A 7,944-nucleotide genomic window follows, 5' to 3' on the forward strand; every position below is an offset into this window, starting at 1 on the left:
GGACAAGAAAATCTCTTTTCTGGTCTGACGGCGCTTACTGCTGAATTCACTGTCGGCGAAGGTGAGCTGATGACTCATGATGAACCCTTTTTCATGGCTCCAGATGACAAACATGATCTCATATCAGGGACTTGTTCGCACCTTCCCTGAGTCAGCCGAGAAGAATTTCCCCGCTTATTCGCACCTTCCCGAGATCAATACCAATAAGCGCAACGTTTTCCATGATGGCCTCTCCTGAAAGAAAAACACCCTGTCAGCGTACCGCTCACAGGGTGGGGGTGACCATCTCATTAGACCCGGGCCTTGGCCCGGGTCTTTGCATGTCAAGGGGTGGACTCAGCGCGGAGGCAGACCCAGCAGGGCACGCAGCTGGTGCGCGGTGGCCTCGACCGCCGCCCAGTCGCGGTCAGTGACGGTGACGTGGCCCATCTTGCGGCCGGGGCGGGCTTCGCCCTTGCCATAGAGGTGAAGGTGCACCCCGGGCAGGGCCAGGGCACCGGCCCAGTCCGGGGTGCCGTCTTGCCACAGATCACCGAGCAGGTTGAGCAGGATGGCGGGTTGCACCTCGGCTTTTGCCGGCAGGGGCAGATCGCACAGGGCGCGTACCTGCAGCTCAAACTGGCTGCAGCCGGCGTTGTCGATGCTGGGATGACCCGAATTGTGGGGGCGGGGCGCCATCTCGTTGACCAGCAGCTGGCCGCCGACCAGGAAGAACTCCACCGTCAGCACGCCCACGTAGTCGAGGGCGGCGATGATGTGCTCGGCGATGCGCTGGGCCTCGGCCTCCAGGGCGGGCACGTTGGCCGGGGAGCGGGTCTGATCCAGGATGCCGCCGCTGTGCCAGTTCTGCACCAGGGGCAGGGCGCTGATGGCACCGCTTGGGCTGCGCGCCAGCGTCAGGGCAAACTCCCCTTCCAGTGGCAGGCGTTTTTCCAGCACGCAGGGTACGCCGCTGGCGGCCAGAGCCGCCGGCAGCTCGCTGGCCTGGTGAATGGTCCACTGCCCCTTGCCGTCATAACCCTCGCGGGCGGTCTTGAGGATGGTGGGGAAGAGGTCGTCCGACAGGGCCGGCAGCGGCTCGTGGGGCAGCAGGGTCAGGTTCGGCGCGACGGGTACGTCGGCACGGGCCAGGAAGGCCTTCTCTTCACGGCGATCCTGACAGACGCGCACCGCGCTCGCGGCCGGGCGCACCGGCTTGTGCTGCTCCAGCAGGGCCAGGGAGGTGGCGGGCACGTTCTCGAACTCGCAGGTGATGGCATCACATCGGCGGGCCAGTTCGGCCAGGGCATCGGCGTCGTCATAGGCTGCGATGATCTGATCGTCGGCGGCGGCGCCGGCGATGCTGGCGGGATCCGGATCCAGCACGATGACCTGATAGCCGAGGCGGTGGGCAGACATCACGAAATAGCGGCCGAGCTGGCCGCCGCCGAGCATGCCGAGGGTAGCGGGAGGCAGTATCATGCCGGCTCCTCCAGGGTGAGGGCCAGCACCCGATCGCGCTCCTTGGCGCGGAAGCCGTCGAGCTGCTGATGATAACGGGGAGCGTCGCCGTCCTGAGCGACGGAGAGCAGGGACACTGCAAACAGGCCGGCGTTGGCGGCACCCGCCTCGCCGATGGCGAAGGTGGCGACCGGTACGCCCTTGGGCATCTGCACGATGGAGAGCAGGGAGTCCATCCCCTTGAGCTGGCGGGTCGGGATCGGCACGCCCAGCACCGGAATCGTGGTCTTGGCGGCCAGCATGCCCGGCAGATGGGCGGCACCGCCGGCACCGGCGATGATGGCGCGCAGGCCGCGTTCGCGCGCACTGGCGGCATATTCAAACAGGAGATCCGGGGTGCGATGGGCGGATACGACGCGCGCTTCATAGGGCACGCCGTGCTCCTTGAGGATGCGGGCGGCGGCCTGCATCACGGGCCAGTCAGAGTCGGAGCCCATTACCAGGCCGATCAGGGGAGGGGTGCTCATTACTACTCCTTGCAGTCAAACGTTTGTCTCTGGTTGGCAAAACAAGCCGGCATGCCGGCTCAGAATTTCTCGGGTCGCACTATTTCGACCGTTTGCAGGAACGCAATCATAGCGTAATCGGGGTAGTAACGGATCTTAATATGTTCCATCAATCGTTCGGCCTGCTCGCGAGTGCAGATCGCCTCCAGCCTGATATTGCCGCTTTCACTCCAGCTGGCGTTGCGTTCGCCATGGTCTCCCCGGCCCCGGGCATCGGTGATGGTATAGCCGCGCAACCCTTCTCGGGTCAGGGTGCGCAGCAGGGTGGGTTCCAGGGTGGCCTCTGTCACTATGGTCAACAGGGTGCGGGTCTCGGTCTGCATATGGCTACTCCATGAAGTGGCGGGCCCAGCTGTGGTAGAGCGGGATCCCCAGCATGATGTTGAACGGGAAGGTGACCCCCAGCACGGCGCTCAGCGACAGTCCGGGATTGGCCTGGGGCAGGGCGATGCGCAGGGTGGCGGGTACGGCAATATAAGAAGCGCTGGCGGCCAGGATGGCAAGCAGGGTCAATCCGCCGAGGGAGAGCCCCATCAGCTTGCCGACGGCCAATCCCAGTCCGGCCGAAGCGAGCGGCATCAGCAGAGCGAAGCCGAGCAGGAACAGACCGTGACGGCGCAGGTCCTGGCACTGGCGCGCGACAATGAGGCCCATTTCCAGCAGGAACAGGGCCAGCGCTCCCTTGAACAGGTCGACAAAGAGCGGTTTGAGGGGAGCGACCCCTTCCGGTCCGGCCAGGTAGCCGATGGCCATGCCGCCGAGCAGCAGGGTGACCCCCTTGCCGAGGAAAGTCTCGTGGGCCAGCATCCGCCAGCGGGTCTGGCGACTCACACCACGCGCCAGCACTATGCCGACCAGGATGGCCGGGATCTCCATCACTGCCAGGAAGATGGAGAGCTGGGATTCGAAGTCGATGCCGCGCTCGGTGAGCCAGTTCACCCCGACCGCGAAGGTGGCCACGCTGACCGAACCGTAGTGGGCGGCGGTGGCGGCGGCATCGATCCGGTTCATCTTGATGCGCAGCAGGGCAAAACCGAGCAGGGTCTGCACCACGCCGAGCAGGATCACCAGCGCCAGCTGGGGCAGCAGGGGGAGCAGGGATTGCTGGGCCAGCCCGACGCCGCCCTTGAGGCCGATAGCCAGCAGCAAAAAGAGGGAGAGAGTATCGTAGAGGGCGGGTGGTAGTTTGAGCTCGGAACGTATCAAACCGGCCAGCAGGCCAAACAGGAAAAAGAGAACAACAACATCCAACATGATGACTCGCGGGAGCAGTCCACAGGGTGGTTGCATGCTAGAGTGCATGATGCTTCGATAAAATCAGATTTTGATTGATGGTTGTTCGGTAAAAACTGATAAGGGGTCCGATGCTCAACTACAAGCAGCTCTACTACTTCTGGCATGTGGCCCGCAGCGGTGGCGTGACGCGGGCGGCGCAGCAACTTCATCTGACCCCGCAGACCATCAGCGGCCAGGTGGCCGAGCTGGAGCAATCCCTCGGCGTGGCGCTGTTCAACAGGGTGGGCAGGCGGCTCGTGCTGACGGCGGCCGGTCGCCAGGCGCTCGAACAGGCCGGGGCCATCTTCTCGCTCGGCGCCGAGCTGGAGCACTCCTTGCGCCACGCCAGCCAGGAGCTGACCATGCAGGTGGGGATTACCGCGTCAGTCCCCCGTACCCTGGCATTCGAACTGCTGGCGCCGGCCATGGCACTGGCGACCCCGCTTCGGCTGATCTGCCATGAGGAGCGGCCCGACCAGCTCTTCAGCGAGCTGGCCAGACACAAATTGGACATGGTGCTAACCGACCGCCCGCTGCCCCCCGACAGCGGCATCCGCGGCTATAACCACGAGCTGGGGCGCAGCCCGCTGGCCCTGTTTGCCAGCCCGGCGCTGGCGGCGCAGGCCCGCAAGGGGTTTCCCGCCGCGCTGGAGGGGTTGCCCGTGCTGATCCCGGGTGAAAAGTCGGTGACTCATGATCGCTTGCTGGTCTGGTATCACCAGCAGGGTATCCATCCCCACCTGGTCGGCCAGTTCGATGACTCTGCCCTGATGAAGTCGTTTGGCAAGGCGGGGATGGGGATCTTTCCGGCTCCGCTCGCCATGGGGGAGGAGATAACCCGCGTCTATGGTGTCGAACGGATTGCCACCCTGCCCGAGGTCACCCTCTCCTACTATCTGGTCTCGGCCGGCCGTCATCTCTCCCACCCCGGCGTGAAGGCGGTGATGGAGGGGGCCAGCCAGCGATTGGCGGCACTGGAAAATAAAAAATAGAAATCTGGATGGCTATACATCCAAGACGGCTCTGCCTATAATCCCCCCGCTTTGGCGCATCATGCTTAAAAGGGAATCCGGTGAGAATCCGGAGCTGGCGCGCAGCGGTAAGGGGGAACGAAGCGACATCAGGGCACTGCCGTCAGGTGGGAAGCCGTCGCCGTAGGCCATCAGCCCCCCAGCCCGAAGACCTGCCAAAGTTCGTATTTCGGGCCGAGAGAAACCGGCCACGAAGTAGATGCTTACGCGAACTTAAGGATCTCTCATGTCCAAGAAATTATTGGCGGCTGCCCTGTTGCCGACGGCGGCATTTGCCCAGCAGCTGACCATTCCTGTCAATCCCACCATGGTGGTGACCGCCACTCGCGTCGCCCAACCCGCCTCCAGCGTACTGGCTCCCGTCAATGTGATCAGCCGGGACGAGATCGATCGCCTGCAAGCCCAAACCGTGACCGATGTGGTCAAAACCCTGCCCGGTGTGGAAGTGGTCAGCAATGGTGGTCGCGGTCAACTGAGCTCGCTGCGGGTGCGCGGCGGTACCTCTTCTCAGACGCTGGTGCTGGTGGACGGCGTGCGCAGCGCCTCTCTGACCGCCGGGATGACCGAACTCAACAACCTGCCGCTCAATCAGGTCGAGCGGATCGAATATATTCGCGGCCCGCGTGCATCCATCTATGGCTCCGATGCCATCGGCGGGGTGATCAACATCATCACGCGCCCCGAGCAGGGCACCAACCAGCACAAGTTCAACCTGGGGGCTGGTTCCAATCAACAGCGCCAGGCGGCGTTCAGCAGCGCCAGCCAGGTGGGCGAGGCGGGTCAGCTCAAAGTCGCCGGCGGCTTTGACGACGAGTCCGGCTACAATGTGCAGCCTCTGCCCGGTATCAATGATGGTGATCGTCATGGCCACCGCGGCTATAACGCCATGCTGGACTATCAGCAGGCGCTCGATAGCCGTTGGGATCTGTTCGGTACTGCGCGCTGGTTCCGCAATATTGCCCAGTATCAAGGTATTGGTTTTAATAATGTTACATATCAAACAGAGTATTTTCGTGCAGAGACCTGGACTGAAAACCAGAGCTACCAGCTCGGTTCCCGCTATCACGATGATCGTTACCTGAGCGAGCTGCGCGGCGCCTTTTCCAAGCAGGACGCCTACGACTATCCGGACAACAATGGTCGCGATCAGGCCGTTAACCGCACCTATACCCGCCAGTACAGCATGAACTGGGTCAACAGCTTCAAGGTGAACGAGTTCTGGACCCTGGGTGGCGGGGCCGACTGGCAGCGCGACATGCTGGATGATCGCTCTCGTTCCTCCGGCGCCACCTATCCGGCCGACGCCAAAGAGCGTGACAACACCGGCCTCTATGCCCTCGCCCAGTTTGACAACCAAACCTGGCAGGCCGAGTTGAGCGGACGCAGCGACGACAACGAGCAGTTTGGTCGTCACAACACCTGGCAGACCGGAGCGGGCTGGCGTTTCGCAGAGGATTACCGTCTCAGTGCCCGTTACGGCACCGGCTTCCGTGCACCGACTTTCAACGATCTCTACTATCCGGGCTCCGGCAACAGCAAGCTGAAGCCGGAAGAGTCGAAGAGCAGCGAATTGATGCTGGATGGTCAGACCGCCGGGGTGGAGTGGCGCCTGACCGGCTATCGCAACGATTTCGAGCAGATGATCCAGTGGGCCCCCGATAGCCAGGGGATGTGGACGCCACAAAACGTGGGCAAGGCACGGATCGAAGGGGTCGAGCTGGAAGGGGAGTTCGCTACCGGCTGGTTGAGCCATCGGGTTTCTGCCGAATACAAGGATCCCAAAGACAGGATCACCGACAAACAGCTGCAGCTGATCTCCCGCAAGGGCGCCAAGTGGGTGACAGAGGCGCAGTGGCAGCAGTTTGACGGCTCCCTGAGCTGGATTTACCAGGGCGAGCGCTATGGCAACGCGGCCAACACCACCGAGTTGGGTGGTTACAGCGTGTGGAATCTGGCGGTGGGTTACAAGGTGACGCCGGCGCTGAAGGTCTCCGGCAAGATCAACAACCTGCTGGACAAGGAGTATCAGACCGCGGTTGGCTATCCGGCCGATGAGCGGGCTTACTACATCACCATGGATTACTCCCTGTAAGCCCTATCCGTCTGATCGGAAAAAACCGGGACCCTGCTATTGGCAGGGCCTTTTCTATTGGCCGCAGCCGGGAGTATGATCGCCCCCTTGCACCAAAGGGGGAGCTCAGGTGGCCAATATTCTCGTGTTCGACTCCGGTATGGGCGGTCTGACCGTCTATGGGGAGATCCGTCGCGCTCTGCCGGAGCACAACTATTTCTACAGTTTCGACAATGCCCACTTTCCCTATGGCGAGCTGAGTGAGGCGGCCCTCATCGAGGCTTGTACCGGACTGGTCAGCCACATGGTGGCCGAGCACGCCATCGATCTGGTGGTGATCGCCTGCAATACCGCCAGCACCATTGCCCTGCCATCCCTGCGTACCGCACTCAGCATTCCCGTGGTCGGCGTGGTCCCCGCGATCAAGCCTGCCGCCGCCCTGACCCGTAACGGCTACATCGGTCTGCTGGCAACGCCCGGCACCGTCAGCCGTGACTATACCCATGAACTCATCGCCCAGTTCGCCCCGGGCAAGCATGTGCTGCTGAAGGGGGCCACCGAACTGGTTATCGAAGCCGAGCGCAAGCTGGCGGGGTTGCCGGTCAATATGGCCCTGCTCAGAGAGGTGCTCACAGACTGGATGGAAGGGGAGGAGAGGCCGGATACCCTGGTACTGGGATGTACCCACTTCCCCTTGCTCAACGAAGAGATCAAACAGCTGATGCCGGAATGCCAACTGGTCGATTCGGGTCTTGCCGTGGCAAGGCGGGTGGCGCATCTGCTGGCGACACTGCCGGTCCAGGCGCCTGGCGAGGGGACGGGACGTGCCTACTGCACGCGACTGGATGCTGGGGCCCAGAAACTGACAGCCCCCTTGCAAGCTTGGGGGCTGTCGTCACTCGAAGAAGTGGTGTACTGAATATCAGGCGTCGACGTCGTTGACGTCCTTCTCATCCCGGTCCCGCTTGTCATTTGCTTCACGCACTTTCAGGGTGCGCTGCTGATACTCCTTGTCATTGAGCGCGGCGATGGCCTTGGCCGCATCGGCGACAGGCATCTCCACAAACCCGAAGCCCCTGCGTTTGCCGGTGGCCTTGTCCTTCATCAGACGAACTGACAGTACCTGACCTTGCTCGGCAAAGAGTTCGCGCACCGCAATCTCGTTGGCGCGATAGGGCAGGTTGCCTACATATAAGGTACAGGTCTCCTGGCTGGTCGCCTGTTCGAGGGCGGTGGCAGGCGCACGGTTAAGGAAGAGCGGTACCACGAAACCGCCAATGGCCAGACCGGCGGCAAAAATGACTTCGACTTTCAGAGAGAACTGCAGGGCCTGGGCAACCAGATAGCCGAGCAGCGCCAATACCAGAGCAAGAACTGCTGCCTGCACATAAACGGGAAACTTGGATAAATTCATCTTTAAAGACCTTTTGTAAATGAAAGCAAAAAAGGTGCAACACTCTATTCACCTTCATGGTAACCAGCTTTACGACCAGACGCTACCATGGACCACTTGAGGCAAATTATCCGCTTCAGTATGGCATTCCTTCAGCCAGGAAGATCC

Annotated in this window: 8 protein-coding genes and 1 riboswitch; of the genes, 3 read left to right on the plus strand and 5 right to left on the minus strand. The window is 62.1% G+C overall.

The annotated features are described in order from the left end of the window. Positions 1 to 336 precede the first annotated feature (336 nt). From MUW49_RS15675 to MUW49_RS15690, 4 genes are read right to left on the minus strand one after another with little or no spacing between them, the layout of a single operon-like run. A complete protein-coding gene (locus tag MUW49_RS15675) occupies positions 337 to 1,461 on the minus strand; it encodes a 5-(carboxyamino)imidazole ribonucleotide synthase (RefSeq protein WP_109422473.1) in 1,125 nt (374 codons plus the stop codon). Then, positions 1,458 to 1,967, minus strand: a complete 510-nt coding sequence (gene purE, locus MUW49_RS15680; RefSeq protein WP_042026785.1) for a 5-(carboxyamino)imidazole ribonucleotide mutase — start codon at positions 1,965 to 1,967, stop codon at positions 1,458 to 1,460. Before purE ends, MUW49_RS15675 begins: the two co-directional genes overlap by 4 nt. 59 nt (positions 1,968 to 2,026) lie before the next feature. Further along, the gene (locus MUW49_RS15685) at positions 2,027 to 2,329 is read right to left on the minus strand and encodes a nitrogen regulatory protein P-II (protein WP_026456329.1); all 303 of its coding nucleotides are present in this window, start codon (positions 2,327 to 2,329) and stop codon (positions 2,027 to 2,029) included. Between the two features lie 4 nt (positions 2,330 to 2,333). Further along, a complete protein-coding gene (locus MUW49_RS15690) occupies positions 2,334 to 3,260 on the minus strand; it encodes a sodium-dependent bicarbonate transport family permease (protein WP_113979229.1) in 927 nt (308 codons plus the stop codon). A 110-nt stretch (positions 3,261 to 3,370) separates the two neighbouring features. On the opposite strand from MUW49_RS15690, the gene MUW49_RS15695 reads away from it, so the two are divergent. From MUW49_RS15695 to murI, 3 genes are all read left to right on the plus strand, one after another. Next, entirely contained in the window at positions 3,371 to 4,273 is a 903-nt protein-coding gene (locus tag MUW49_RS15695; RefSeq protein ID WP_113979230.1) for a LysR family transcriptional regulator, read from the plus strand. 35 nt (positions 4,274 to 4,308) lie between these two features. Further along, a riboswitch (cobalamin riboswitch) is annotated at positions 4,309 to 4,487 on the plus strand. A gap of 51 nt (positions 4,488 to 4,538) precedes the next feature. Continuing rightward, entirely contained in the window at positions 4,539 to 6,404 is a 1,866-nt protein-coding gene (locus tag MUW49_RS15700; protein ID WP_113979232.1) for a TonB-dependent receptor, read from the plus strand. A 109-nt stretch (positions 6,405 to 6,513) separates the two neighbouring features. Further along, a complete protein-coding gene (gene murI, locus MUW49_RS15705) occupies positions 6,514 to 7,302 on the plus strand; it encodes a glutamate racemase (protein WP_048209425.1) in 789 nt (262 codons plus the stop codon). A gap of 3 nt (positions 7,303 to 7,305) precedes the next feature. Here murI and MUW49_RS15710 read toward each other — a convergent pair whose 3' ends face one another. Continuing rightward, the gene (locus MUW49_RS15710) at positions 7,306 to 7,797 is read right to left on the minus strand and encodes an RNA-binding protein (protein WP_029313407.1); all 492 of its coding nucleotides are present in this window, start codon (positions 7,795 to 7,797) and stop codon (positions 7,306 to 7,308) included. Between the last annotated feature and the right edge of the window lie 147 nt (positions 7,798 to 7,944).

This window comes from Aeromonas sp. LsrichE-8G (genome assembly GCF_022869435.1).
GTDB lineage: Bacteria > Pseudomonadota > Gammaproteobacteria > Enterobacterales > Aeromonadaceae > Aeromonas > Aeromonas caviae.